Here is a 25,456-nt window from a genome sequence, read left to right on the forward strand (position 1 = left end):
AAAAACAAATATACGGATTATCCGCCACTCACGGGAGGAATTAAGGCAATTTCCATCGTATCAGATAGGATAAAATCCGGTTCTGGGAACCGATGTTCGGCTGCAAGACGTAAAGAAGGTAGACTTTTTAAAGCCGGATGCAATGAGCGCAGCGTTTGTAACATTTCCTCCACGGTCACAGCGCCCTCTTTTTCGATTGAAATCGTAGACGATTTTAATAAATCCCGGCAAATACCGAACAGCAAGATGTGGTAGGTTGACATCGTTTTTTGTACCTTTGGTAACTATTGAACAAATATATTGGATAATCCTCAGCTTTTAGATAATCACGGCCGCGAATTGACGTATTTACGTCTTGCGGTGACGGATCGTTGCAATCTGCGCTGCACCTATTGCATGCCGGCGGAGGGGATAAAGTATATGCCGGAGCGGGAGTTGTTGAGCTGGGAGGAGATGTTTCGGTTGACCCGGATTTTACACGAAATGGGGATTAAAAAGGTTCGCATCACGGGTGGAGAACCATTTGTTCGGAATGGTTTGCTGGATTTCTTAACGAATTTAGCGGACTTGAAGGACCTCGAAATTTGTTTGACGACGAATGGCGTTTTCATCGGTGAGTACATAGAGGCGCTGAAAAAGTTAGGTATTCGTCACATTAACTTGAGTTTGGATTCCCTCGATCGGGATCGCTTTCACCAGATCACCAGGAGGGATGATTTTGCCAAAGTCTATGCAAATCTAATCCGCTTAATCGACGCCGGTTTCCATGTCAAGATCAATGCGGTCGTGATGCAAGGTAAAAACGAGGACGATATTCTTGCTTTGACGGAGTTCGCTCGTGAGCATCCGGTATCGGTGAGATTCATCGAAGAAATGCCGTTTAATGGTTCCGGACTGGTAGAAGAAAAGCTATTTTGGGATCACGCCCGTATTTTAGAACGTATCCGTTCACAATTTCCGGACCTAAAAGCGAGACCCTTTTTGTTCGGGGAAACAGCAAATACCTATGACATTCCTGGATTTAAAGGCAATGTGGGTATCATCGCGGCCTTTACCCGGACTTTTTGCGGAAGCTGTAATCGCATTCGCCTAACGGCCAAAGGTCAAGTCAAGACTTGCCTCTACGATGATGGCGTTTTTGATATGAAGCCGTATCTTCGTAGCGAAGTGAGCGATGAGGAGGTGAAAGCACAATTTTTGACATTATTTAAATCGCGTCCGTTGGATGGATTTGAAGCAGAAAATAAACGAAAAGGAGTCATCACCGAATCGATGACGACTATTGGAGGCTAATTAAGTAGTAAGTTTATGAATCCATTATCTACTCTGATTGAGAAATTTTCAAGCCTGCGCGTTCTGGTGATAGGTGATTTAATGGTGGATGCCTATACCTGGGGAAAGGTGAATCGCATTTCGCCGGAAGCTCCCGTTCCCGTGGTGAACGTCATCAAGCGCGAATCTCGCTTAGGCGGAGCCGGAAACGTGGTATTAAACATCGCGAGCCTTGGCGCAAAACCCTACGTTTGCTCCGTTATCGGAGACGATGCCACAGGCGAAACCTTACAAGGAATTTTACAAGCCGCTGGTCTTTCCACTTCAGGTATCATAACCGAAAAAGGTCGTCCTACGACGGTCAAAGAACGTGTCATCGCTGGATCCCAGCAATTGATTCGTGTGGATTCGGAAACAGAAGCGCCTATTTCTGCTGCTTCCTCCAAAGCCTTATTGGAACAAGTGAAAGCGTGGTTACCAGAGGTCGATGTGATTCTTTTTGAGGATTATGACAAAGGAGTTTTAAGCACAGAGTTGATTCAGGAAATTATCTTGATGGCCAAAGCGAAGCAAATACCAACCGTCGTAGATCCGAAGAAAAAGAACTTTTTCGCCTATAGCGGAGCCACTTTGTTCAAACCCAATTTGAATGAATTACGGGATGGTTTAGGTTTAGATGCCTCAGCCATTGCTCCAGAAGCCATCGCGAAAACAGTGGCGGATTTCAAAGCTGCGCAATCATTTACGGGTCTATTTGTGACGATGTCTGAACGCGGTGTCTATATGGATTTCGCAACTGACCAAATTCAAATTCCCGCACACATCCGCCAAATCGCTGATGTATCAGGTGCCGGTGATACCGTAATTTCCATTGCGGCTTGCGCTCTTGCCGCTGGCGGATCTGCTGCGCAAATCGCGGAGCTCGCTAACTTAGGCGGAGGCTTAGTCTGCGAATCTCTGGGAGTGGTTCCGATTGACGTGGAGTTGCTGAAAAAAGAAGCCGCAAAAATATAAAAAAAAGCCCCGAATTTTTGTTCGGGGCTTTTTTACGGGCTTATTAAATTTATCCCACCCAAGCCGTAAACTCAATCTCCACTTTATATTGCGGAGCGATCAAGGCTGAAATTTCATAAATCCCAGTCGTAGGTTTGATGTCTCCAAAGAAATGGGCGTGAGCTCGAGCGATGTCTAAATTCTTGGAAATATCTGTCGTGAAAATACGCGTGCGGACTACGTCATTAAGAGACGAACCAGCCTCTTCTAAAACCACCGCGATGCGTTCGATGATGTTATAGGTTTGGGCATACAAATCGTCAGCCGTTATTTTTTCGCCATCCACTAGGGCTACTGTGCCGGAGATTTCTAGTAAGTTTCCTGTCTTTACCGCGCGGCAGTAGCCGAAGGTATCTTCGAAGGGTGAACCGCTGGAGATGTTCATTCTATTGCTCATTTTCTTTACTAATTTTAGTGATTTGTTGCCATAATTCCGGCTTTGCGTGACGCACAACCTCGCCTATGACGATGACAGCCGGATTGCTCAAGCCTTCTTTAGAAGCCATGGAAGCTAATTCTGCAGCTGAAGATACGCCAATTCGTTGATTTTTCATCGTGCCGTTTTGGATAATGGCGGCGGAGATGTCACCTTTGCCGTATTTTTGGCATAAATCTGAAATCTCTTTTAGCTTATTCATTCCCATGAGAATGACTAAAGTGGCAGAAGATTGCAAGCCTAAAGCTAGGTCTGCCGTCAAAGAACCATCCGATTTCGTCCCCGTCATCACCCAAAAGCTCTCGTTCACCCCCCGAATCGTCAAGGGTATTTCAGCTGAACCAGCCGCTGCATACGAGGAGGAAATGCCTGGAATGTAATTCGTTAATAAACCGAATTCGCGGGCGTATTCGATTTCTTCTTGACCACGTCCAAAGACAAAAGGATCGCCGCCTTTCAAGCGAACCACGTGTCCTAAAGCATAGGCTTTCTCCACGATCAATTTATTAATGGCCTCTTGGGAATGGCTTTCACCTGCACGCTTACCCACATAAATCTGCTCGCAGGTGGGGGAGCAATATGCTAACAAGCTTTGGTCAACTAAAGCATCGTATAAAACGGCCTGCGCTGACGCGATAGCTTTGATGGCTTTCAAGGTGATCAACTCTGGATCGCCGGGGCCAGCACCCACCACCGATAATTTCGGGTGAGGTTCTAATGTTCTGAAATGGCTTAAGTTCTTCATAGGATTAAGAGCGGGCTATTTTGGCAGATTGTAAAAAGGCGTGTGCTTGCGCCGTATAAGAGGCCGCAAATTCCGCTGATGGCTCGTTTTGGTTGATCTGTAACACTAATTCAGCGAAGCTAGGGGCATCTACGGCAAAATCACCCGTTGCTACAAAGTTTTCATCAAACTTGTTAATAACCGAAGTTTGGGTAGGAACCGAAATCGATTTATCTAATAAGAGTGCTTTCGCCGCCGAAATAAACACGCTGTAGGCATGGTAGATCGCATCCGCATAGCGTTTGTCTTCTAATGCCGCCGCTGTCCATTCGTATTTTTCGTCTGATTCAAATAACAAAGTCGCCACTAAGTCGATCACGACACCTGCACATTCTCCCACGCCGATTTCGGTAGCGAAGTTTTCTGAAGCGCCCCAGTCGATAAAATCGTCATCCACCAGTGTGCTTAAATCTGCGATGGGCTTTAATAAATCGTAGAAGTATTTCTCGCCTTGGCGATCGTAATAGCTGTGGAAATACTCGTCTGCCTGGGCGTTCTCTTCGAAGTTATTTAATAAGGTGCGCAACACTTGAGGACCTCTTTTCGATGGAACTTTAATCACTTTATCCGCGATTTTTCCTTCGCCATTGCCTAGTGTCGCCCCGCCTAATAAGACCTGCAAAGCTGGTAAAACGCGTTTGTCTGCCGCTTTCAAAGAAGATCCGTGGAAGCCGATCGACGCCATACTGTGTTGTCCGCAGGCGTTCATACAGCCGGAAATTTTGATTTTCATCGCGCTGTCGTGGATTAAAGACGGGAATTCTTCGGTGATGACCGCCTCTAATTTCGAGGTGATATTCGTCGAATCAGAGATCGCTAAATTACACGTGTCCGTTCCCGGGCAAGCCGTGATGTTCGCGATGGAATTAGCGCCCGGAGCCGCTAATCCGTGTGCGTCTAATACGGAGTAGACGTAGGCCAAATTCGCGGTAGGAACATATTTTAGCATCAAGCCTTGGTTAATCGTGATGCGAATATCATCGCCGATATACCCCGTTAAGGCTTCAATTAAAGAACGAGATGTTGTACTGGAAATATTGCCGTTCAGGATACGCACATAGACCGCGTGGAATCCTTTTTGCTTTTGTTCAAAGGTGTTGGTCGCTAACCAAGTGGCGTAAGCCTCTGAGGTAGGAGTTTCCGTCGACGCGACTAAGGTAGGTGGTGTAACCTCCCAAGCCGTAGCCGATGGAATTTCGAAAGAGTGATTTTTTAAGGCTTTCGATTCCGCTTTTACTAAATCCATAAAGGCCTCGAACCCGACTTTTTGGATCAAGAATTTCATACGCGCCTTGTGACGGGAATTGCGTTCGCCGTGGCGATCGAAAACACGTAAAATCGCTTCGATGAATGGGATCACTTCGTTTTCTGCTAGGAATTCGTGTGCCACGTGAGCCAGCATCGGTTGTGCACCTAAGCCACCACCCACGACTACTTTGAAACCGCGTTTGCCGTCCACGATTTTGGGAATAAAACCCACATCATGTAAATAGGCCAAAGACGTATCTTCATCCGTATTCGAGAACGACATCTTGATTTTACGACCCATTTCTTGGCAGATCGGGTTCCGCAAAAAGTAACGGAATGCCGCATCGGCGTGCGGGCTTACATCAAAAAGTTCTTTCGGATCAATCCCAGAAGTAGGGGAGGCTGTGATGTTACGCACGGTGTTTCCACAAGCCTCGCGCAAGGTGATATCGTCCTGCTCTAATTTTGCCCAAAGTTCCGGCGTACGGTCCAACGACACATAGTGAATCTGGATGTCTTGACGCGTTGTTAAATGCAGGTTTCCGGTCGAGTATTCGTCTGAAATGTCCGAAATTCGCTTCCATTGGTGGAATTGAATCTTGCCATAGGGCAATTTAATGCGGATCATTTGCACCCCCTGTTGGCGTTGTCCGTAGACACCACGCGCTAGGCGAAGACTTCTGAATTTTTCCTCGTGAATCTCGCCAGCCTTGAATTGAGCGATTTTTTTCGCTAAATCCAGGATGTCTTTTTCAACAACGGGGTTTTCTATCTCAGAGCGGAAACTTTGCATAATAAAATCTTGAAATGTTTATAAAGTCTATATAATATATAGAGTAGGTGCAAATCTACGAAATAACCTTTTATTGCCAAAGAATTTTTATATTCGTTTTCATAAATCTTCAAACGATGAAAAAACTATTGACGATTCTTTTTTGTGCACTTACGCTTAGCCTGAACGCGCAAACAAATGCGCAAATCGGGAAAGACCCGGCTGGCGTACAGGTTGTGAAGACGAAGCACTCGATTACAATTGCCGGCAAGGTGATTAATTACACGGCGACTACCGGTTATATGCATATGAAGGCAGATACGGGTAAGGTTTTGGCCAAAATCTTCTTTACCTACTACTCCAAAGACGACGAAGACGGCGCCAAGCGCCCTGTCACTTTCACCTTCAACGGTGGCCCAGGCTCAGCCTCTTTATGGTTACACATGGGCGGTGTAGGCCCTAAGCGCGTTGTCTTGAAAGACGACGGCACCGCCACCGCAGCCCCTTATTCCTACATCCCCAATGAATTTTCTTGGTTAGACAAAACGGATTTAGTCTTCATCGACCCCGTTTCCACTGGCTATTCCCGCGCTGTGGGCGAACCTGCCAGCAAATACCACGGTTATGTCGAGGACATTAAATCCGTGGGCGACTTCGTGCGCAACTTCCTGAGCCGCTACGACCGCTGGGCCTCGCCTAAATTCCTTGCTGGCGAAAGCTACGGAACCACGCGTGCCGCAGGATTATCGAAATTCTTGCAAGACGAACACCGCATCTACATCAATGGTGTCATCTTAATCTCGGCGGTATTAAACTTTGGCACAAACGATTACAACATCGGAAACGATCTACCTCGTGCGCTATATATCCCCTCTTACACAGCCGCAGCCTGGTACCACAAAAAATTAGCGCCCGCTTTACAAGCGCGACCAATCGCAGACGTTTTAAAGGAATCCGAGCAATGGGCGATCGGACCCTACGCCACCGCATTAATCAAAGGCGGTTGGATGTCTGACGCAGAAAAAACGGCCATTGCTGAGAAGATGGCCTACTACACAGGCCTTTCCAAAGAGCTTTGCCTTCAAGCAAACCTTCGCCTCGACGAGAACCGATTCTACAAGGCTTTACGCCGCGCAGACGGGCTTTCGATCGGTCGCTTGGACGCTCGTTTCACCGGCCGTAACCTAGATGACGCAGGTGAATACGTCGATTTCGATCCATCATTCACAAACATCGATGGACCTTTCACCGCCACGATCAACGACTATTTATCTAAAGAATTGAAGTTCACGGAGGAGAAAGGCTACAACGTCTTCGGCGAAGTATACCCTTGGTCCTACAAAAACGTACAAAACAAATACCTAAACGTCGCCGAAAGTCTTCGCGATGCGATGGCCAAAAACCCAAACCTCAAAGTCTACCTCGGCTGCGGCTACTACGATTTCGCAACCCCGTACTTCACGGCGGTTTACGACATCGAGCACATGTTTTTGCGCCCGGAGCAACGCTCCCGCGTAGACATTAAATACTACGAATCAGGCCACATGTACTATATCCACAAACCATCCTTGATTCAATTCAAGAAGGATATCGATTCCTTTTTCGATTCGTCGAAATAATTTGCTATTTTTGCAACCCCACGGGCGCTTATAGAGGGGTGTCCGAGTGGTTTAAGGAGCACGCTTGGAAAGCGTGTGTAGGTCTCAAGCTTACCGAGGGTTCGAATCCCTTCCCCTCTACAACACAAAATCCTTATCTACTGATTATTAAGTAGTTAAGGGTTTTTGTTTTAATATCTAGCCCACATTTAGCCCACATTTGTTCTAAATTTCTAATTATGGCATTTGCGAAAATGGTGAATTTATTTCTATGCATGAGAGAAGAGGTGTACTCACTCCCCTATTATTTATGTCTTTCTAGCGTCTAATCTAATTTGCTTGCAGTAATATATATATAGCATTAAACTACGTTTGCGGCTAGAATTGCAATTTATATTTTTGATAATAAGTAATTAATAAAGGCCGAACATGCTATCAGCATAAATCTTGCTTCTGCTAAGTCAACTTTACTATCACCTTCTAATATAGCATGCCTAATTCCTGCTTCATCTGAAGTATAACCATAAAGTTTACTAAAAGCGCTGTTTAAGCTACCAGGTATAATATGTGTCCTCTCTATTTCATTTAATGCTTGACCAAGAGTTGCTGATTCTTTATTTGTAATTATTTTACATAATGATTCTAAAGCAGAAATGGATTCTTTAATTGAATTTCGATAGTCCGGTTTCCTTTTGTCAGATAGTAAATTTAATGCCGTAGAAAGATGCGTCTTTACGGGTTTAAACTTGTCCGTTTGATTTAAGGCTTTTTCAATCTCAATAATTTCTTCCTGTGAATTAACTTCAACGATTACTCCTCCCACAAAACGATAAGCTGAAAATTCTCTTTGTAAAAAAGAATTACATATTTCATGTAATTCTTTTTCTTCGTCTTCAAAACAGAATTCAAGTAGGTTTAATTTTTCATACCATTCGGCTTTAAAATACCATGCTCTTAAAAATTTTAACGCGTATTCGGCTTCAACCTGCCCATATCTGAATGGCATTTCATCAATTGGCTTTTTCAAAAAGTAAACCCAAAGTTTTCTATAAAAAAGCGTTAAATCAGAATAAGTATGTCCGTAGGTTAAGTTAATAGATTTTTGATCTATTAATTCAAATATTAGAGTCCATAAAGCATTAGCCATTTCGATGGGTACTTCTTTTAATAATTCTATTTTTACTTCTGTTTTACCGATTCGATCTGAAAATCTTAATTTCATAATTACAAGTGTTTATATGTTAAGTGGCAATTAACTGACACAAAATTGGGCTTTAAATTATGCGAAAGGCTATTATCCCTACTGAAATTTGAATTATTGTTAAATAATCTCAAAACAATATGTCAATAATTGACATAAAATACTAAAAATTTCAAAAATTCAAAATTTCTTGTGTATCCCCCCATAACGTCTATTCCAGACTGCAACCCCTCCCAGGTCTCGGGCAGGCGGGTGTCTGCCCCTAGGTCAATTCTGGCCTATCATTTTTCACATTCTTAATTATTAACGTTATGGTAATTGTATCAGATTACATGGAAAAAGTAAACGCCACGAGTGGCCAAACATTCATTCTTCTTGAGCTTTCAGGAGGATTAGAGCTTGTTCAATCTCAGAACACTGGGAAGTTCTATGCTACTAGCAGGAAGTGTCGGATTCCGTCCACCTTTACAGCTGATGTAGCTAAACTGATGGTCGGTCAGCAGATTGAGGGAGACATTGTACGGGTTGAATCAGATCCTTACGAATACACCAACAAAACAACGGGTGAAATCATCACATTAGCTCATTCTTATGCTTACAGACCTAAAGGAAGTATGGAGCTATTGGGCGAAAGCCGCTTAGAAGTGGTTGAGGAGAAAATTAACCAAAAAAGTTATAAGCTAGCTGTCTAATCAAGTTAGTTATTTCTTCGTACCAAGGGGTGTAGCAGGTTGCTATGCCCCTTTTTGCATTTATACATAAACAACATATGTTATGGAATTTCAAATCGCCCATCGCAAACGGGCTAAAATCAAGATGGCTATTCAAGGTCATAGTGGTAGCGGTAAGACATATTCTGCCTTGCTTGTTGCTCACGGATTATCTCAATCTTGGGAAAAGGTGGCTGTTATAGATACAGAGAATGAATCATCACATCTATACGCTCATTTAGGAGGATACAAGGTGTTAGGTATTTCAGCTCCGTTCGAACCAGAGAAGTACATAGAAGCCATTGATTTCTGTGTGTCATCAGGTATCGAAGTGGTAGTTATAGACTCTATAACACACGAATGGGAATGCCTGCTTGATTACCACGGTTCTCTGTCAGGTAACTCATTTACCAATTGGAACAAGGTAACACCGCGGCACAATGCTTTTGTACAGAAGATCTTGCAAGCACCTGTGCACATCATCGCTACCGTGAGAACTAAACAGGACTACGTGCTAACAGAGAAGAACGGTAAAACCATACCTGAAAAGGTAGGATTGAAATCTGTACAGCGAGATGGATTAGATTATGAATTCACGCTCGTATTTGATCTAGACAACAAGAACCTTGCACATGCTAGCAAAGACCGTACGGGATTGTTCTTTGGTAAACCAGAACATCGCTTAACCGCTACGACAGGAAACATCATCTCTAAATGGTGCATGGAGGAATTAGAACCTCAAATCGAGTATGTAAAGGATCGTATAAACAACGCATCTACCATCATCGAATTACTGGGATTGTACAACCAATTTGCCCAGTTTAATGACCTGCTATTGCCTTATTATGAGAAGAGAAAGCAAGAACTAAGACAAGCTAAAAATCGCGCCTTAGAGGGCAACTTAAACCCCATTCCAAATGAACAACCAACTAACAGTTAACCCATCTATAGAGGTGGAAGAATACGCTTCTTATATCGAAATAGAGGAGCAAGAGATCGTGTCAAGTAGCTCAGCATTTATCGGTGCGAATACTATAGAAGTTAATCTACAAGAGATTCAAAGACAGCACATTATACCCGTGTTTAGTAAGGACAATGAACCATTGATTAGTCACGGGGATTTCATTCAGACCACCTACGATGTGATTAACCATTGCTTCAAAGGAGAAGATATCCTCTCTCCTAGCATCCGTGTTTCTCATCCTATTAAAGGAAGAACACCAGAAGCACGGTACAAACCAGCTAATCAATTGGAGGATCACGAAAGAACCATCTATTACGAGAGAGCCATGTTTGTTTTCGAAATACCCAGCATACAACGAAACATTGATGGGGAGACGCTTAGTCTTACCATAGGTGGAGTAAAGTGCTACGGGGATGACAAGCTAAACAACAAGAAAGGATCTTCTGAGCACTTCAAGATCTTCATTGGTTTCTCAGTCAAGGTGTGCTCCAATCTTTGTGTTTGGTCAGACGGCGCGCAAGTAAAGCTCGTGGTTAGAAGCCAAGGAGAGCTAATGGATGCAATAATGAATATGATAAGTGTATACAACCCTGAGCAACACCTAAAAGCTATGCAACGGTTGACAGAGCATAACTTAAAAGAGGCTCAATTTGCTCAGGTGCTAGGACGTGCACGCTTGTACAATTACCTACCAAATGAAGTTAAGAAAGAAATACCTCCTCTCTTGTTCACGGATACACAATTAGGTTCTGTTGCAAAGGATTACTTCCAAGACAACAGCTTCTGCCGTAACGAGAATGGGGATATAAACCTTTGGAGGATGTATAATCTGTTTACGGGTGCAAACAAGTCAAGTTATGTAGATAGCTTCCTAGAACGAAGTATTAATGCATTTGAGTTCACGCACCAGCTTCAACCAGGTCTCACAGGCGGTGGTACTAATTGGTACTTGAATTGATATGAAGAAACAGAAAGTCGAGTTTCTCCATCCTAATGTACTGCTGGTAATCACTCCCAAGGGAATTATCCTCGAATTGTACACTCCGATACGAGCAGAAGTGATTCGCGAGATAGGTAATCTTCCTAAAGGCACAAAAGTGTATATCGATGCTACAATAAAAGATAACAAACATAAAATACTCTACTGCATCGGTAGTAAATGGTATGCCTATCACCATTTTAAGGTAGGTTAACTAAACAATATAGCCTCTTAGGGAAATCTAAGAGGCTTTTTTTATATAGACGATGAAAAATCAACCAATTTTTAAATATACCGTTAAATCAATATGGCAAATCTGCCATTGTGAGATTTTAGTGGTTATCGCATATTTGTCACAATGGAGCTAACCAAAGAGGAAGTTTGTAAACATGTTGGAACTAAAATCCGAGAAGCGCGTGAGAACAAAGGTCTTACAATGGAAAAGTTTGCTCACGAATCAGGTATTGATTACACGCAGATAAGTCGCATCGAGTTAGGTAAGATTAACACAAGTATTTACCAGATTTACATCATTTCGAAAAAACTCGACCTTCCATTACGGGATGTACTTCATTTTGAAAAATAATTTATAAATATCTAGTTATGGATCATCTAACTACAATTCTCCTAACTCAATACAAATCAGGTGGAGAAGCTATTCTTGTTGGCTTATTACAAGGATTAGTGATTTGGGGGGCTGTCTCTTTGTTCCGAGGAGCAAAAAAAGCTGTCAACGGAAAAAAGTTTGAGGAAGTAAAGAATGACGTTGAAAAAAAGTCCGACAATCCTGAAACAAAATAATATGAGCGCACCGCAACACAAGGAAGAGGTTGTTTTTACTTCATTGCTAATAGCTGCAACAATTGCTTTTTTCGTACTGCTATTCCCTCACATGGGAGGAGGAAATAAAGACAGAACATTTTGGGCAAATTCCAATGGATCTAGCTACTATACTTATGCTGATAAAATCGCTAGCGGTAGTTTCAAATGTGCTTTCGGCGAAACTCATACAATTCAAACCGAAGGAATGTCAGTTTGGGAATTTAGCTCTGCAGAGTTAAGCTTTGATCAAATACTAAAAAGTACGTTTGAACATTTTGGATTAATGGCCATTATCGCGGTTGTTTTAACAGCTATAATTTCGATTTTAAGACTGCATGAAAACGATCAAAATAAATTCGAAGAAATTAAATAGCTAATATGATTTGGGATAGACTGCTCAATTGGTTTTCTGATATAAAAGAGCGGAACGATTTTTTAAGAGATTGGAATAGATCAGCAAAAAATGCTTACATAGATGGGGTTGTACCTACTTTGTTAGAAGCGCGAACTACGATTGGAACGATAGAATTTAGACATGAATTTTCAAAATTTATGGCTGGAGGATTCCGCGTTAAGGCTTTATCTGGCAAAGCTATGTCTCGAGATGAACTTATGGGAATTGGGAAAATGATTCTTGATAACGACGTGCTAGTTAGAAAATTGGTTTCTAATGGTTGGGACACATTGGAAATACATGATTCCCACGGATTAATTGGTTTGAAATGGCAATTAAAAAAGCATACACGTTCACTTGGAAATTGACATCATGAAAAAAATTGACATTTTGCAATATATCTCCTCATGGAATATTGATCCGTGGAAACTTTCTGCCATTATAGAGTTAGGAATTATAGCTATATTAATTCGTAAAATCCTTAGCAAGAAAAAAGCAGACGAATTTTATGTCGACAAACAGGTTTTGGATTCAAAACACGAAGAGATTGATATGGACAATGTAATTGAGAGTATGTTCAATGCACCAATTCTTTACGACAAATTAAAGAAGAAAATACACCCAGATCGTTTTCCAAATGATTTAGAAAAAAATAAAATCGCAAGTGAGTTAGCTACTCAACTAAATCAATTTAAAAACGATCAGAAGAAGTTGAATGAGATAAAAGCAATTGCCATTGAAAAGTTAGATCTAACATTTTAGCAATCAGTAATATTAAAAGTGAATACATGGAATACGAAGACTTACTGAATGATATTAGGTGGAAAGCAAAAAGCGTCCAAATTAAAGAGAGGGATGGTAAAAAGTGCTTAAACTGCGGTGATGCTAAGTTCCTCCAGGTTCATCATAGGCAATATCATTATGTAAAGTCTTTGGGAGACTTTAAAAAGCCATGGGATTACTCACATGACGTATTAATTACCCTTTGTAAAGCATGTCACGATCAAGGACATAAACAATTTAAAGTACCAACTATTAATATATAAACTATGGGATTTTGGGATTTATTTAAACCTAAGGATACGGTATCAGGGATATCATCCGAAATACAACAAACATCAGAAATCACACAAGATGATGTAAAAATTATTGACAGGAACTTATTCGTAAAAGATGAAAAGGCGGCGAATACTCCTGGAATACAATCTGATACTTCTTGGAAAAGAATTTTTGATCGCATTAGACGTAATTACGAACTTGAGGGCTACAATGATGCTTTAAGTACAGCAGATAATAAATACCGTGATGACAATATTCAAATCCTTAAATTAGATTTAGAAGCAGATATCCAAGAAGCTGAAATTGATATTAAGGAATATTTAAAAGAAGTCGATTTTCATATTAATTCAAGAACAAAAGCGGATTTATTAGATTTGGTTGAAGAGCTTGAGTCAAAAAGAGCGATTTGTCAAGAAAGACTAAAAATAATGGAAGATATTAAAAACGATATAACCAATGAAACGGGTACGGCCGTAAGAATTATTCTAGCTTATAAACGCGGATTTAATAAAGGACTTGCAGCTTTAACTATGGCGGATATCATTAACAGAAAAATCTAATTCCCATGAATAAATTAATAATACCAGAAGATCTCTGGCTAAAATTTGGATGCTTTTTATCTGGTCATAACTATAAATTGTTGTCTGAATGTAGCGAGACAAGTAAAAAATACGTCAGGAAACTTACTTCTGCGCTATTAATTATATGCACTATTTGGAGTTTTGTTGGATATCTGTTTGCAACTAGGTATGCCGAAAGTGGCGTATTTGGAGGAATAATTGGAAGTCTTTTTGCTGGTTTAATAATTATTCAAATTGAACGGCAGATTATCTTAGGTTCTACAAAAAATATAATTTTAACACTAGTAATTAGAGGTCTTTTAGGTCTTATCGTAGCATTTATCGGTGCTTTGATTTTAGATCAAGTTTTTTTTAAAAATGATATTGCGAGAAAAAAAGAAGATTTGATAGAAGCACGGATTAGTGAAAGAACTCAAATTATCAATAATAAAGCTAAATTATCCATAGCTCAACTTGACAGCAATAACTCGATAATAAATTCCCAAATAGGCAAAAACAATGAGATAATTGCAAAATCAGGATTTAAAATACAGTTAGCTACAAGTACAACAAAAGTAAGTACCCCTCAAAACCCTGTTGAGAATACTCCTGGTAATACTCAAACTACCACAAACAAAACCTTCGGTTCACATCCATTATTGTCGGAGAATGCAAATCTTAGACAACAAATTGCATTTAATGACAATTTGAAAAACAAAGAGATTAATGAACTTCAAGGTAAACTCGAAAAAGAAAAAGATCGTGTAAGAAAAGAACCGCCAGGATTTTTAGATGAATTAAATATCATTCATGATTTAGCTACAAGCTCGTTTATTTCTGCTTTCGCGTATTTCATATTTTTATTTTTCTTTGTTTTTATAGAGTTATTTATAGTTATCGCGAAATTTTCTGATGGGGAGAATGATTATTATAAAATAGTCGCGTTCCAAGAAAAAATAAGAGAGGAAAGGCTCATTATACTTGAGAAAAAACGAGCTGCTTCATTGGGGTCTGATCAAAATATTGATGCAACAAATTCCTTAATTACAAATACGCCTAGATGATTAACTTAAAAGCTACGGTATGTTCTATTTTTTTGTTGATTTTATCTACTCATGGGTATGGTCAAAATTACAGCCTTGGAGAATCTTTGAATCCATCAAAGTCCGATTTTGAACTTATTGGTATTTCGTCTAAAACGGGAGTGTCGGCTTATCGTTATAAAAGACATGTAAGCGCGCGATTTTATGGAAGGCAATTAGGTGATATAATTGTAGGTGTAAAAGATGGACACATTGCCCAAACAATTTATCTAATGATTCCTGAGAATAGTGATATAGGAGTCCCTAAGGAAATTCTTAATTTAATTCAAGCCGTTTTGCCATTCCCGTTATCTTATGTAAATGGACGGTATGTCGTTAATATTGACAATTATTCCATTTCTTTAAGTAGAACCAATAATGCAATAACATTTAACAAAGACAGGATAATGTACATGTCAAGTATTAAACAAAGTATTTTAGAACGCTAAATAAAACTTCATACACTGTTTAAGTGATAAATAAAGATTTCGATCGCACCATTGACCCCTTCGAATGGCAACCAGGTTTAGACGCTGCACTAGATTTTGTTCCAGATGCAGAATACACTGATTTACTACATCGCAGTGATGCTGCTTATGCTGATATTCTAACAGGAGATGTGCTGAATTACCGATTGGTAGACTTGAAATCTGTAATTGATCAATACACGGAATTATTCCATGAAGTGGAAAAAGAACTAAAATATTACGAAGGATTTGATCGATTCTTTTACCTATTCGATGCTGTCTTCACTGCCTATCTTTTCATGGACCAAGAAGGTTGGAACGCCTATTTCGCACTAGATGATTACAGCAAGTTTGATATGAGTGTAGAACGCAATTTGACTAACTGGCTGTTCACTTACCAAGACCTAAATGAAAAAATTGCGGAGCACCTATTTTACAATTCTGACTGCGATTGCAATAGTCAAGACTATTATCGTATTAGCCATTTGGGAATTCACATTCACAAGGAAGACCTCGCGAAAATCTTTGAATTTTCTACACTGTATGCCGAACACTATGCCCATTTATTAAAACAATATATGGACATCACCTGGGAGGATTTCCTCTCCTACACAGAAGAAGATCAGATGTATTACTTAAGAGATAATCTGTTTTATTATATTTTAAGATCACGAAACATGGAGTATGCTCCCATTCCAGAATTACTAACCCCCTCATGAAAAACACCCTTCTATTCCTACTCCTAAGCTTCACCACCTTTTCTCAAACCTATAACCTACAATCAGGGATCAATAACTACGGAGAAGAAAAATATGACGAAGCTTTGGCCTTCTTAAAAAAAGAAATCGCCCAAAACCCGAAAGAAGGGAAAGCCTACTATTACCTAGCCTTAATCAATGTAGAAAACAAGACCTACGCGCAAGGACTCACCCAAGTCAATCTGTCCATCGCAAATCTAGCATCCACGGATACCCTAGTTTCGTATGCTTGGCAATTTAAAGGGGATATCTATTACCACCTAGATGATTTGGAAAAATTTGAATCCAGCTATTCGAAAGCCATATCTCTCAAACCCACTGAACCATCCATTTACTATGGAAGAGCATTCGACTACTGTGGATTCAAGCAATACGAGAAGGCGATCGCTGACATTAACAAAGTACTTGAATTAGACGAAGGCAATATCCGCGCCAGAGATCTATTAGCCACCATTTACCTCCAGCAAGAAAAATACGCTGACCTGATCAAAATCTGCGATCGAATCATCAAGCTAGATCCCACCTTCGCATCCGCTTATGATAATCGCTCCTATGCCTATTATATGGTAGGAAAATACGATTTAGCGATTCTTGACTCCTATAATGCCATAAGCCTAGATGAAAAAGATTCTCGAATTCGAGGAAACTTCATCACTTTCTCCAAGAAAAATTTCACCTTAGGGCTCGCAAAAATCTCCTCTCTAATTAAGGAATTCCCCCAAAAGGACATCTGGGTTTACGTTCGTTCTCAGCTCTATCGATATAAAAAAGACTACAAAAATGCATTAGCTGATTTTGTGAAAATATTTGAAATGATTCCAGAAAACTATCGCAGTTCATTTTTAACCGCTCGTGCTGAATTATATGCAGAAATGGGAATGCACGATAAAGCGATTGTGGATTACACTGAATCGATTTCTTTAGACTCTAGCTCTGCACATGATTTTGGGAATAGGGGAGATGAATATCGCTTGACTGGAAATTATGTTGCCTCCGTGAAGGATTTTGACAAAGCCATCGAAATGGATCCTGAAGAACCATGGTTTTACTACCGTCGTGGCTGGGTGAAAGATGAATTTCTAAAAGATTCTGAAGGAGGTCTTGCAGATTATACCTCAGCGATTGAAGTGGATCGCGATTACTCTTATACCTATTTACATCGCGGTCGCTTATATGCAAAGCACTATAAAGACACATTGCGTGCAAATGCAGATTTCCGTAAAGTCGTCGAGCTAGACACCATCGTGGGATCTGGTGGAAATGCTCGCCACTATGCCTATTTCGAATTGGGGCAGTTTAATCAGGCCAAAGCCTGGTTGAATAAAACCCTCCAGAAATTTCCAGAAGACGGAAACTTCTATGATGCCGCTTGTTTATATTCATTAATGAAGTTACCCACCCAGTCACTTGCGTACTTGGATACCGCTTTCATAAAAGGCTACCGTGATTTCGAACACTTAGCAAAGGACGACGATTTAGATAATGTTAGAAATCAACCCGAATTCAAGGCTTTGATTACTCGTTGGAAAGCAAAATTTATAGAAACAAAGGTTGTAGGTAATTCAAATGATAAATTGACTAATCGAATCATAGGTACATACGTGATTCCATACAAGCCTTCTGGTAGTGGAACCTATGAGGTTCAAAGCAAAATTAATGGCTTGCCATTAAGTATGATGTTCGATACAGGGGCTAGTGATATCTCTATTTCTCAAACAGAGGTAGACTTTATGATCAAAAACGGTTTTCTCAATGAACAAGATTACATAGGAACAGCCAGGTACACGCTAGCGAATGGAGAGAAAGAAGTGTCTCGCACAATCATGTTACGAGAAGTGGAGATAGGCGGTTTAGTCTTGAAAAATGTCCGAGCTTCTGTTTCTAAAAACCGCACAGCAGGTATGCTTTTCGGCCAAAGCGCCATGGGTCGTTATGGTAAAATCACGATTGATAATCAGAAGAAACAAATCATATTGACGGGCGATGCTAAATAATAATTTAAAACCATATCAGGCAAATCTGTTACCTATTATGTTTGCAAGATTAGTTCTTTTTGGAGTTTTAGTTCCATTGGTATCTGGATTGATTTATTCTGTGCTTGATGAATTTATATTTAGTACTTTATTAGGTGAGATTAGGATGTTAGGGAATGGTCCAATATATGAGGCTCCTATGGAATGGATTATTAAGGCATTCGAATTTTATACCATAGGCTATTACATCTATGTTATAATTAACCGATATGTGACTCTATGGCCCTTGAAGATACTTGGCTTGATTATTTTTCTCCTCATTCCAGGTTTTTTAGGAGGAATTCAATTTCAATCGGATTTTGGGATAGCCTTTTTTCGTAGTGTAATCTGCAATAGTGTTTTTTATGTTTTGTATTATGTTGTAAATCATTTTATGCCCTCTTTCCGCGGGCAGTTAAAATAAGACTAAAATGAACCGCGAAATTATTCCACTCTTACTTATCTTTTCATTTGCTTCTATTTTAGGATTAGTATCGTGTAAATTTAAAAAAAGAGGATCAAACAATCCGTGGGTATTAAGTAAAGAATATGCCGTCCGAGGTCTTGATTTGTCCCACCATAATGGAAATATAAATTATGATGAATTAGACTCGCTCGATTTTGTATTCTTGAAAGCGACAGAGGGAGAAAGTTGGACTGATAAAACATTTATTAGGCATTATGAAGCTTTTCGCGAACGTGAAGTGCCTATCGGGGCCTACCATTTTTTTAGATTTGATATCGATGGTAAAGCACAGGCAAAACATTTTTTAAATCATTTGCATGGTAAAGAATTGCAAATGCCTTTGATTGTAGATGTGGAATATGACAACAACCCGGTCGTTTCAAGAGAAAAAGTAATTGACCGTTTGCGAGCTTTCATGAAAGAAATAAAAAACCAAACTGGAATGAAGCCTATTATATATACAAATGGAATTGGGTACTCAGATTTTATCAGCAATGACTTTAACGATCACACCCTTTGGCTTAGTTCTACTAATACTTGGCGACCTGCGATGATGGATTGTACTTTTTGGCAATTTAATATTGATGCAAACCTTTCCGCTATTACTCATAAAGTAGACCTTAATGTCTTTCGGGGGTCACGTGAAGAATGGGAAAACTATTTACAAAAACACAAACCATATGTGGTATCTATGAATTAATGGAGGGACATTAGCCCCTCCATTCTTAACATTAATTTACTCAGGAAACTCCCTAATTTGTAGACTACTTGGCCACTCCGCCAGTTCGCCACCATGATAATGCTGTAATCGCATCGTTTTTCTAAGATGACTACCAAGCTGCTTGACAAACACAGCAACTTCTGTTCGTAATTTTAGATCCTGAACAATTCGTTCATACCAAGAGATCTCAGATGGTCTGTAACGATGTGGTCCATATTCATTACCTGATTCACCGCCTATTACTACCCAATGAAAATCATCGATGATACGTTTCCCGTTCTTAACAACTAGCATATCTAGTTCTTCTAACAGCGGTTCTGCTGAGATAAATCGAACCCTGACTGGTATTTTGGCAAGAGTCTCTGCTCGATGAAAATACATTTGCTCTTCAATCGAAACACCTAGCCAAACGTTAGGATATCCCTCATCACCCCAATCGTTGGGTAGACATTCTAAGATTCGTTCTGGTCGCTTCGTTAATATCTGCCATGTTAAATGCGGGGTATCACGTATCACTTCCCACGCGTCAGCTCTCCAATCGTCAGCTTCCTCTATGAAAAAATCAGAATACGAGTTAATAAATACCTTTAACGGTTCATGTATTGAAAGCGGACTGTAAAACGTTTGATCGCTTAATCGTCGGATTTCAGATCCGTCTTGTTTATACTTATCCTTATCCCTAAACATATAACAGAATTTGCATCCTGAGCTAATTTTGGTACATCCGTGCCAAAAGTTGTGGGACTTATCAGTCCATTCTATACTAGTATTCTTCATATTTTTAAAATTTAATGCATACCAGACATCTGGTTGCGGTTAGTAAAATGGGCATTTAGCCCTAAACACATAAGATGGCGCAGTGGCGTAGTGGCTCACTTCAGAATGAACTTTGCCACTACGTCAGTTCGCCATTCATCTAATTCTTAGGAGGTATCTTTCTATATACCGCGTAAGAGAGGCATTCAAGAAGTCCATCTTTCATCAACTGCTGAACGTACCTATTTACTGTTCGCTTTTTGATATTCAAATCCGCGTACAGATTTGCCACCTCAGACAGGACAAAGGTTTGGGGCATAGCGTTAAAAAACGCTTCCTTTTTAGTGCTTCCCTTGGTAAATTCACCTAACTGCTTGAAAACCTCCAAGGCATTCTTTGCAGATTGATCAATTAACCAAAGAGCTGTTTCGAAATCAGCACCATTGCAGTAAATTGCCTCAGAGGTTGATTTGCTTTCATAGTGCCGTACAGCTGTAAGTATAGCTGCTATTCTACAAAGCATATTCGCGTGTCGCTTAGCTATGCTGGAAGCATAATCACCAGCTTCTTCAACCGAATGGATCATATAATCTTCTCCTACGGAATTGATTTTATCCCACTGATACGAACTAAATTGTACTTCAAGCTTCTTGTCTTTATAATGGTCAAATAAAGCCGTGAAATTCTTGCCTAATTCAGCAAATGCCTCATCCAAAGATCGTTTACCAGGTGTTGGACGTACATCCTCCCAAACAAGGGGACTATTTCCTGTAACAATCATGAAGCGGCTAAACAATCCATCTTCATTACCTCTAAATAGGCTCTTAATATGAGATGGTGTACCGCTGACAATGATGACAAGCTTAGGACGTGAGATAACTAAGTGCTCGCCTTTGCGCTTTCTGAGTTGACTCTCGTATTCATGATGGAATGCTTTCCTAAATAGGATGGAATTTGCTTCTCCCATCTTATTAGAGAGCATCATTGTTAGTCCATCTGTCTCTGTTTCCATGATTAGAGAAGCAATTAGGCCATCATTCTCAGCTAGCTGTTCGTTCATTTTCGACGATGTGGTGTTACCAGGAATCAAATGAAGTGGTTGCTTTGGAGGCTTTGGCAGAGGAATGGATTTATCCTTTTGTTCCTCAATTTCCTTCAGCTCACGTAAATAAGAACGCATTGCCTCATCATTCTCTGTACGCATTTTGGAATTTACCTCCTCCACGAGCTTGTACATCAAATTCAAGCCACCCTTACCAGAGGCAGGGGGCATTGAAATGAGTAGCATCAAACAAGGGTGTTCAATTTTGTTCGCATAGCGTATGCATACCTCTGGCATTAATGAGCCAGTAAGTGCAATGACAGCATACGTAGCAATCAACCGTTGCTCCTCCGTTTTGAATTCCGTTACACAATCTTGTAACGTCTTAGGAAGCCTAGAGATTACAGCCTCCAGGTTCAATTGGCTCACTTGGAGCGATTTGTCTTGGTTGGGGTTTAAGTAGGTCTCTTCCATCGCTTATTTTTTTAATAAGGTTAAAGATTCCAACAGTTCACTACGCTTGTAATAGCGACGTGCTCCAATACCATACGCCTTAATTTTCTTTTTGTTTGTCCAAGACCATAGGGTCGAGCCATCTATTTTTAGAAAATTGCAAGCTTCCTCTCGAGTGAGAAGTTCTTCTGATTGGTGTTTTGAATGAAATTCCTGTTGAATTTCAGTGATGCCGTTTTTAACGGACGTGCCTATTAGTTGATTTAGTTCCTCAACGGTTAGGGCTTCGAGTAATACCGAATTAGTAACCATAATTTTATGTTGTTTAAATTATGGCTCAAAATTCAGGAGTGGATTTGGTGGTCAAAAGGCGATAAAAAAGTGTTTTTAGTGGTTTTCTAAATATTTTAGGTGGATTTGGCGGTATTTATATGATTTAGGTTTTTCGGTAAAAGATTTATAGAGATTTGAATCCTGAAAATGCTTCTTATCAATAACCTCTTTATCAAAAATATTAATGTTTCTTTGCGCAAATGAGAGAAGATCGTAGCTTAATTTAGCTGTAGAAATACTAATGAAAATTTCTTTTAATGCCCAACCAATCCATTTCTTGTTTATTGTCTTAAAATTTATTTTTTTTTCAAGTGTGGGGAAACTGCCTGAATTAAAGTAATGAATCAATGAGTTGGATAATAAAATATAATCATCACTAGATAAGTAAGATTCAAAAGGACCTAAATGGTCATTAATAATTTGTTGATTTCCATCTACATTTGCCTTAATATCGAATTCTTGCGTTTCTATAAAAATTGGCGAATCATTTTCATCATCTTTTGAAGGTTCGCTTTGATATTTTAAATACTTAGTCGATAAAAACTCTAATATCCTACCAACGCTATTTAAATGATTCCTTAGTTTAGTATAGTCAATTCTAGTACAATGATTTTCTGAACTGGAATCGCGGTCTACTAGAAATTCTTCCAAAGTCTGAAACCCCTTTATCAAGGGTTTGAATTTTTCTTCTATCCTGATATCATCGTACGTTTCACTAGCTATCTTCTTTAGATCATCAAAAGCAGTGTTTGACAAGAAGATATTATTGGCTTCAAGCTCCCCGTATTTCTTTAATTCATCGGCAATTAATAGTAGTGCATTATTGTAGGTTGTGAAAAGTGCTTTTTGTTGGTCAATAAACGATACAGGAGTATTGTCTTCGAATGACGATAAATATTCGGATAATTTTATGTCAAATTCCTCCTTGTACTCTTTTAATGTATATTTTAACATGGATAATTCAGGTTAAATTATGTAAATAGTTTACCGGGATATTAAAAAAAATCGGTCATTTCAATCGCTATATCCTTGTTGCTTTTGCCTATGTAAGTTAAAAACATTGATTCTGTTGCGTGACCAGTCATCTGCATTAAAAAGGTTGTGGGGATTTTGCCGTAATTATTAGTCGCGAACGATCTTCTTCCAATGTGCGATGATACTAGTAAATGCTTTTCGTATAATTTTTCTTGTTGGAGTTTGGTTTCTGGATTAAATAACTTACCTAATGTTAATTCGTTTATTCCTGCTGCTTTGCATACATTCTTAATGTGGTCATTATATCGTTGGTCAGATATCTTTTTTGGAAAGTTGCCGTCGAACTTTTCTAATATCTCAATAATTTTTGAGTGAAGTGGGATAGTCATTATTTTACCAGTTTTGACCTGGGTGAATTCTAAGAGCGGCTTAAGTTCCCCTTTTCTATTTTTTTCATGCCTGATCATCGATTTGTCAAAGCGCATAAAATCGGAAACCCTCTGAGCACAATAACAACTAATTAATAGCCAGTACTTAGCATTTACTAAACCGTCCGTTAAACTTTTATCCTCGAGGCTTTCAATTTTGGCAATTTCTTCATTGTTCAAATAAATATGTTTAGCTCTATTGTATTTGATTTTCACGCTGTCAAGTTGGAAATGAGTTTCTAAGCCATTTGATTTTGCATGATTACAAAATGCTTTAATATAAATTAGGTTTTTAGCCGTGGTGTTTTTGGCGTAACCCATTTCTTCGCAATAATTCTCAAAGCCAACCTTGAAATCCTGATTAATATCTTTTATAAAAATTACGGATTTGGTGTGTTTTTCATATCGGATAAGCAATTCTTTTATCCCTTTGCATTTTTTAATGGTTGTCTCTTTAACATCTTTCTTCTTGAATTCAATGTACGTATCAATATAGTCGACCAGATTTAATGGGTATTTTGATTCGGGTTCGGTTGGGTTAATGAACTCATTAAGCCATTTGGAATCAATCGTCTTAACTCCTTTTGATTTATTATATTCAGTTAACAAGGATATTTTCAGACCGCTTAAATCCGTGTCTAAATTAGCATAATCAATATTCTTAAGTAGTTTTTTGACTGGTCTTTGTTCCTTTTCATCCCAGTTAGCTGGATTAATGTGGTAGTTCGTTTTAGCTTTAATATCTAGTTTTCTGCCGTCGCGCAAACGGATATAGATAACTGCTGGATTTTTAGTTCCTTGTAGAATAAGGTTAATCGAAGCCATTGTGTATTATATAATCGATTCAAATGTACATAAACTAGTCCACATCTAGCCCACATTTTTGCAAATTGATTCAATTTTATACAAACGGATTTAATAACTTTTGTGCTACAATTGTTTAAATAAATCGATTTTTTCCAAAAATTAGCTGATTGAATAACATAGGGGTTCTGTTCTTTTTGGGTACACGTAGATCCTTCCCCTCTACGAAGCCTCTCAGCGTTAGCTGAGAGGCTTTTTTTTTTCATTGCGAGCCAAGCTTGCTTGGGCGAGCGGATGAAAATAAAAAGGCGGCACTATTCGCGAAGCGAATGGTGAAAGGCTTTGTGCTAGATGCCCTGCGGGCTGACAGCGGAATGGAATGGAGCTGTCACTCCCTTTTATCCGGTATCAAGTAACTGATAATCTCCAATATCTAGGATCTTGTTTTAGGACTCCTGACTACTATTCTATACTTTCAGGCACAAAAAAACCGCTGATTTCTCAGCGGTTTTTTTAAAATCTTCTGATTGGTTACGTTCCTTTTCAGAAAGAGGCTTTACCAACCATCACAATACAAATGTACACAAGATTTCCAATTAGAAATAAAATTCTTACATAAATGAAATACAGCGCCTTTGAGAACTTTGTTTCGAAATCTAGATTAGAAAGATATTTAGTTAGTTGTGGTTACTCGCAAGAAAAAGCAATGATGCTTTATGGAGCTAATTTGAGAGTATCAAAAGCATTTTATCCTGTATTGAATTTGTTTGAGATCTTTCTAAGAAATGGTATTGATGATAAACTTGGCATTTATTTTTCCGATAGCGAATGGATAATTAATCAGAAAGTTGGCTTTATGAATGACGCTTCATTAGGGCCAAAGTTTTGGTTAAAAACTCAAGTGCATAAAGCACAAACTGACTTAAGAGCTAAAGGTATGAAAGGGAAAATATTGGCAGAGCAATCATTTGGCTTTTGGACTTGTCTTTTTGAACCCAAGCATTATAAGCTTTTAGAAGGTTATGTCATTCATTGTTTTCCCAATAAGCCGTCAGCAGTCAATCGAAATTATTTAGCTCTTACTCTAAAAGAAATCAGAGAATTCAGAAATCGAATTTACCATAATGAAGCAATCTGTTTCAATGAAATGAATATTGATTTCAAACATGCAAAACACATTCAAAATGGATTGTATGATTTATTGAAATGGATGAATCCGGATTTAAGTGATTTCGTAAATCAATTCGATAATATTGAAAAAGAGATAGAAGATGCTCTCAGGATTTAGCCAATATTTATTTGAAATC

29 protein-coding genes and 1 tRNA gene are annotated in these 25,456 nt (G+C 39.3%); 20 read left to right on the forward strand and 10 right to left on the reverse strand.

The annotated features are described in order from the left end of the window. Window positions 1-17: 17 nt before the first annotated feature. Window positions 18-263: a MoaD/ThiS family protein gene (locus G9X63_RS07055; RefSeq protein ID WP_252622111.1), complete on the reverse strand. Its 246-nt coding sequence runs from the start codon at window positions 261-263 to the stop codon at window positions 18-20. Window positions 264-300: 37 nt separating this feature from the next. Here G9X63_RS07055 and moaA point away from each other — a divergent pair, with 37 nt between their 5' ends. Then, entirely contained in the window at window positions 301-1,293 is a 993-nt protein-coding gene (gene moaA / locus G9X63_RS07060) for a GTP 3',8-cyclase MoaA (protein WP_252622114.1), read from the forward strand. Between the two features lie 15 nt (window positions 1,294-1,308). Beyond that, window positions 1,309-2,286, forward strand: coding sequence for a bifunctional heptose 7-phosphate kinase/heptose 1-phosphate adenyltransferase (locus tag G9X63_RS07065; RefSeq protein ID WP_252622116.1), 978 nt, complete (start codon window positions 1,309-1,311; stop codon window positions 2,284-2,286). 49 nt (window positions 2,287-2,335) lie between these two features. Here G9X63_RS07065 and G9X63_RS07070 read toward each other — a convergent pair whose 3' ends face one another. The 3 genes from G9X63_RS07070 to G9X63_RS07080 are packed head-to-tail and all read right to left on the reverse strand — an operon-like array spanning window position 2,336 to window position 5,586. Continuing rightward, a complete protein-coding gene (locus tag G9X63_RS07070; RefSeq protein ID WP_252622119.1) occupies window positions 2,336-2,722 on the reverse strand; it encodes a RidA family protein in 387 nt (128 codons plus the stop codon). After that, a complete protein-coding gene (cobA, locus tag G9X63_RS07075) occupies window positions 2,712-3,506 on the reverse strand; it encodes a uroporphyrinogen-III C-methyltransferase (protein ID WP_252622121.1) in 795 nt (264 codons plus the stop codon). Before cobA ends, G9X63_RS07070 begins: the two co-directional genes overlap by 11 nt. 4 nt (window positions 3,507-3,510) lie before the next feature. Further along, a complete protein-coding gene (locus tag G9X63_RS07080; RefSeq protein ID WP_252622123.1) occupies window positions 3,511-5,586 on the reverse strand; it encodes a HEPN domain-containing protein in 2,076 nt (691 codons plus the stop codon). 116 nt (window positions 5,587-5,702) lie between these two features. Between G9X63_RS07080 and G9X63_RS07085 the strand changes: the two genes are divergently transcribed. Then, window positions 5,703-7,184 carry a S10 family peptidase gene (locus tag G9X63_RS07085; RefSeq protein ID WP_252622125.1) on the forward strand — a complete coding sequence of 494 codons (1,482 nt, stop codon included), beginning with the start codon at window positions 5,703-5,705 and terminating at the stop codon, window positions 7,182-7,184. Window positions 7,185-7,216: 32 nt separating this feature from the next. Then, window positions 7,217-7,304, forward strand: a tRNA-Ser gene (locus G9X63_RS07090). Window positions 7,305-7,554: 250 nt separating this feature from the next. Here G9X63_RS07090 and G9X63_RS07095 read toward each other — a convergent pair. Further along, on the reverse strand, window positions 7,555-8,385 hold the full coding sequence (locus tag G9X63_RS07095) for an AbiJ-NTD4 domain-containing protein (protein ID WP_252622127.1): 831 nt from the start codon (window positions 8,383-8,385) through the stop codon (window positions 7,555-7,557). A 290-nt stretch (window positions 8,386-8,675) separates the two neighbouring features. Between G9X63_RS07095 and G9X63_RS07100 the strand changes: the two genes are divergently transcribed. The 15 genes from G9X63_RS07100 to G9X63_RS07170 all read left to right on the forward strand — a co-directional run bounded on the left by G9X63_RS07100 (window position 8,676) and on the right by G9X63_RS07170 (window position 19,337). Beyond that, complete coding sequence (locus G9X63_RS07100; protein ID WP_252622129.1) at window positions 8,676-9,056, forward strand: hypothetical protein; 381 nt, start codon at window positions 8,676-8,678, stop codon at window positions 9,054-9,056. A gap of 82 nt (window positions 9,057-9,138) precedes the next feature. After that, window positions 9,139-10,014 carry an AAA family ATPase gene (locus G9X63_RS07105; protein WP_252622131.1) on the forward strand — a complete coding sequence of 292 codons (876 nt, stop codon included), beginning with the start codon at window positions 9,139-9,141 and terminating at the stop codon, window positions 10,012-10,014. Further along, the gene (locus tag G9X63_RS07110; protein WP_252622133.1) at window positions 9,992-10,996 is read left to right on the forward strand and encodes a DUF3871 family protein; all 1,005 of its coding nucleotides are present in this window, start codon (window positions 9,992-9,994) and stop codon (window positions 10,994-10,996) included. The genes G9X63_RS07105 and G9X63_RS07110 overlap by 23 nt, the downstream gene beginning before the upstream one ends. Window positions 10,997-11,375: 379 nt before the next feature. Next, complete coding sequence (locus G9X63_RS07115; protein ID WP_276532674.1) at window positions 11,376-11,603, forward strand: helix-turn-helix domain-containing protein; 228 nt, start codon at window positions 11,376-11,378, stop codon at window positions 11,601-11,603. A 17-nt stretch (window positions 11,604-11,620) separates the two neighbouring features. Further along, window positions 11,621-11,818: a hypothetical protein gene (locus tag G9X63_RS07120; protein ID WP_252622138.1), complete on the forward strand. Its 198-nt coding sequence runs from the start codon at window positions 11,621-11,623 to the stop codon at window positions 11,816-11,818. Between the two features lies 1 nt (window position 11,819). Further along, a complete protein-coding gene (locus G9X63_RS07125; RefSeq protein ID WP_252622140.1) occupies window positions 11,820-12,212 on the forward strand; it encodes a hypothetical protein in 393 nt (130 codons plus the stop codon). 5 nt (window positions 12,213-12,217) lie between these two features. Next, the gene (locus G9X63_RS07130) at window positions 12,218-12,601 is read left to right on the forward strand and encodes a hypothetical protein (protein WP_252622141.1); all 384 of its coding nucleotides are present in this window, start codon (window positions 12,218-12,220) and stop codon (window positions 12,599-12,601) included. A 4-nt stretch (window positions 12,602-12,605) separates the two neighbouring features. Continuing rightward, entirely contained in the window at window positions 12,606-12,995 is a 390-nt protein-coding gene (locus G9X63_RS07135; protein ID WP_252622142.1) for a hypothetical protein, read from the forward strand. Between the two features lie 287 nt (window positions 12,996-13,282). Beyond that, a complete protein-coding gene (locus G9X63_RS07140; RefSeq protein ID WP_252622143.1) occupies window positions 13,283-13,852 on the forward strand; it encodes a hypothetical protein in 570 nt (189 codons plus the stop codon). Between the two features lie 5 nt (window positions 13,853-13,857). Continuing rightward, window positions 13,858-14,916 (forward strand): DUF4407 domain-containing protein, encoded by a 1,059-nt coding sequence (locus G9X63_RS07145; RefSeq protein WP_252622144.1) that lies wholly within the window; start codon window positions 13,858-13,860, stop codon window positions 14,914-14,916. Continuing rightward, window positions 14,913-15,383 carry a hypothetical protein gene (locus G9X63_RS07150; RefSeq protein ID WP_252622145.1) on the forward strand — a complete coding sequence of 157 codons (471 nt, stop codon included), beginning with the start codon at window positions 14,913-14,915 and terminating at the stop codon, window positions 15,381-15,383. The genes G9X63_RS07145 and G9X63_RS07150 overlap by 4 nt, the downstream gene beginning before the upstream one ends. Before the next feature lie 23 nt (window positions 15,384-15,406). Further along, on the forward strand, window positions 15,407-16,120 hold the full coding sequence (locus tag G9X63_RS07155; RefSeq protein ID WP_252622146.1) for a hypothetical protein: 714 nt from the start codon (window positions 15,407-15,409) through the stop codon (window positions 16,118-16,120). Beyond that, a complete protein-coding gene (locus G9X63_RS07160) occupies window positions 16,117-18,153 on the forward strand; it encodes a TPR end-of-group domain-containing protein (RefSeq protein WP_252622148.1) in 2,037 nt (678 codons plus the stop codon). Before G9X63_RS07155 ends, G9X63_RS07160 begins: the two co-directional genes overlap by 4 nt. 37 nt (window positions 18,154-18,190) lie before the next feature. Continuing rightward, a complete protein-coding gene (locus G9X63_RS07165; RefSeq protein ID WP_252622150.1) occupies window positions 18,191-18,595 on the forward strand; it encodes a hypothetical protein in 405 nt (134 codons plus the stop codon). A 7-nt stretch (window positions 18,596-18,602) separates the two neighbouring features. Continuing rightward, window positions 18,603-19,337, forward strand: a complete 735-nt coding sequence (locus G9X63_RS07170; protein ID WP_252622152.1) for a glycoside hydrolase family 25 protein — start codon at window positions 18,603-18,605, stop codon at window positions 19,335-19,337. A gap of 36 nt (window positions 19,338-19,373) precedes the next feature. Here G9X63_RS07170 and G9X63_RS07175 read toward each other — a convergent pair whose 3' ends face one another. The 5 genes from G9X63_RS07175 to G9X63_RS07195 form a co-directional block, all read right to left on the reverse strand. After that, window positions 19,374-20,135 (reverse strand): DUF5131 family protein, encoded by a 762-nt coding sequence (locus tag G9X63_RS07175; protein WP_252622154.1) that lies wholly within the window; start codon window positions 20,133-20,135, stop codon window positions 19,374-19,376. A gap of 139 nt (window positions 20,136-20,274) precedes the next feature. After that, window positions 20,275-21,585, reverse strand: a complete 1,311-nt coding sequence (locus G9X63_RS07180; RefSeq protein ID WP_252622156.1) for a DUF3987 domain-containing protein — start codon at window positions 21,583-21,585, stop codon at window positions 20,275-20,277. 48 nt (window positions 21,586-21,633) lie between these two features. After that, window positions 21,634-21,921 (reverse strand): helix-turn-helix domain-containing protein, encoded by a 288-nt coding sequence (locus tag G9X63_RS07185; protein ID WP_252622157.1) that lies wholly within the window; start codon window positions 21,919-21,921, stop codon window positions 21,634-21,636. A 75-nt stretch (window positions 21,922-21,996) separates the two neighbouring features. Further along, window positions 21,997-22,896, reverse strand: coding sequence for a hypothetical protein (locus G9X63_RS07190; RefSeq protein WP_252622159.1), 900 nt, complete (start codon window positions 22,894-22,896; stop codon window positions 21,997-21,999). 41 nt (window positions 22,897-22,937) lie between these two features. After that, entirely contained in the window at window positions 22,938-24,170 is a 1,233-nt protein-coding gene (locus G9X63_RS07195; RefSeq protein WP_252622161.1) for a tyrosine-type recombinase/integrase, read from the reverse strand. Between the two features lie 598 nt (window positions 24,171-24,768). Between G9X63_RS07195 and G9X63_RS07200 the strand changes: the two genes are divergently transcribed. Beyond that, on the forward strand, window positions 24,769-25,437 hold the full coding sequence (locus tag G9X63_RS07200; protein WP_252622163.1) for a hypothetical protein: 669 nt from the start codon (window positions 24,769-24,771) through the stop codon (window positions 25,435-25,437). Window positions 25,438-25,456 lie beyond the last annotated feature (19 nt).

Origin of the sequence: Aquirufa antheringensis, from assembly GCF_023921165.1 — a bacterium.
Taxonomy (GTDB): Bacteria; Bacteroidota; Bacteroidia; order Cytophagales; family Spirosomataceae; genus Aquirufa; species Aquirufa antheringensis.